This window comes from Bartonella sp. AP4SXKL, from assembly GCF_042195845.1.
In the GTDB taxonomy this organism is placed as follows: domain Bacteria; phylum Pseudomonadota; class Alphaproteobacteria; order Rhizobiales; family Rhizobiaceae; genus Bartonella.
The window spans coordinates 1-2322 of the sequence record NZ_JBHIPA010000047.1 but is presented as its reverse complement, the minus strand read 5'-3'; the positions used below and the strand labels follow the sequence as shown (position 1 = coordinate 2322).

1 protein-coding gene is annotated in these 2322 nt (G+C 41.4%); it reads right to left on the bottom strand.

The annotated features are described in order from the left end of the window. The coding region (locus tag ACFIMI_RS09565; protein ID WP_375692526.1) for a Vomp family autotransporter at window positions 1–2322 on the bottom strand (2322 nt) is incomplete at both ends.

The following is a 2322-nucleotide window of genomic DNA, read 5'->3' as shown; positions in this document are numbered from 1 at the left end:
TCCAGCACCTACACCCCAATGTCCCCCAGCACTCGTTGCAGATACGTTAGAGCGAAATCTTCCATTTTCAGACATATAACCAGCTCCAATAGCAAGTGCAGATTGACTGCGCCATACACCCGTACCAAGTGAAAAACTTAATTTTCCCGGTGTATCGTCATAGCTTAAATTAGATACTGCTAGACCAATAGCAGCAGCTTGTCTTGCTTCTTTCCGAACATCCTGAATAGCATAATTCAATGTCTCAAACTTTATATCCGTATAGGATTTCGACTCGTTAACAGCATCATTGACAAGACCACTAACTTTCTCATCCGTATACTTATTGGCATCTTCAAGAACTATCTTCATCTGCTCTTCAGTATAATCATGCAACTGACCGCCATTAACAGCTTGCTGAGAACCTGTTTCAATCTTGCCTGCCGCTACATTGTCTATCATAACAGGTTCGCTGTCATTGCCTCCTACTAACGTAATGCTATTGGTCTTTTTCCCATCACTATCTTTATCATAGTTAACAACGCCATCTGTTACGGCTACTTCAATATCTTTCACATGTTGATCTATCGTATCTACTTTGTCTTCAACCTCTTTTACCCTCTCATTCGTGCTCCAAAGCTGACCACCATTAACAACTTCTTGCGAGCCTTCTTCTATCTTACCATCCAATACATTCGTAATCTTACTCGACTTACCATCATGCTTCGCATCATACGCGCCTTCTTCTTCATTCCAATTCAAACCATTGCTCGCCACATTCTTCTCAACATCATGAATACGCTCGTTGATACTCGTCATACCATCACTGACACCATCAAAAGCTCCTGCTACATCATGATAGATCTTCTTTTCTGACGAACTACCATCAGAATTGAATTGTGAAACCTTGAATTCCGGAGCCCTCCATTCGCCACCTTCATAGCTAGCTCCTCCTCCTAAATACATCGCTAGCGTCTGATGCAAGGAATAAAGCTGATTGCCCGTAATCGCCTCTGTCGAACCTTCAGAAATATCGCCATCTAAAACTGACTTCAGTTTGCTCTTACTTCTTTTATCTCCCTTCCCATGAAGCGCTACAAACGCACTGTCTTCATCACTCCACAACAACGCATTCTGCTCAATATTGTCTGAAATCTCATTATGAAGCTTTGTAAATGAATTGCTTACACCAGCAAACGCTTCCGCAATATTAGGGTAGCTATGCTCTTCTGGACTACCATCATCATTAAATGTCGTAACTTTGAAAGTAGGTGCTACCCATTGACCATCTTCATAGTGAGCTCCACCACCAAAATAAGTCGCCAGCGTCTGATTCAAGGAATAAAGCTGAGAACCATTCACTGCTTCCGTCGAGCCTTCAGAAAGTGTCCCAGCTTTCACGCCAGAGAGACTACGTGCATCACCATTCATGTTTGAAATTGTGATTGCACTACCCTCTTTTTCATCACCTATCTTGATTACCTTCGTAGCATCATCCTGCTTAACAAGACTATCTCCTACAACTTTATTAATCTCACTCTGAAGCTCTTTGTGAATATTCGTGAATGAAGCCCCTACACCAGCAAACGCTTTGGCAACATCATCATAACTTTGCTCTTCAACAGCACTGCCATCTTCTTTGACGATCTTAACTTTAAAGCTTGGAGCATTCCATTGACCTTCTTTATATTCAGCGCCACCACCTAAATAAGTTGCAACAGTCTTATTCGTATCAAAAAGCTGAGAACCATTGACCGCATCACTTGAGCTTGCAGAAACCTCTCCATTGGAAAGAAATGTAATCTTACTCTTGCTTTCCTTCTCTCCATGCATCGCTACAAACGCCTCTGCGTCCTTATTCCACAACAGCGCATCGCCTTGAACTTCCTGAGTAATATTCGTGATGTTTTCAGTAAGTTCATTAAACTTATTCGTTAGGTTGTTATTCACATTCTTGAAATTCGTATCAATACCTTCAATGGCTAAACCAACATCACCATAAGATTTTTCTACTACCTCGCCTTTTGCATCAACACTGGATAATTTATAGGTTGGACCCGTGAAAGTACCATCTTTAAAGCTTGTACCTCCACCTAAGTATTTCGCAATATCCTGAGAAACCTTAGAAATCTGACCGCCATTAACCGCATCATGCGAATTCTCACTAATCTGACCTTCGGCAATATTATGCAAACCTACAGGTGTAGAACCCTTACCTTTACCCAAAGTCACACTCGCATAATTAGTGCTGCTATTATCATCACCTTGTTTATCATAGTGAACAACAGCCGATTCATCAGACTGAAGATTGTTAGAAAGCTCCTTCAGACTTTTATCAAGCTG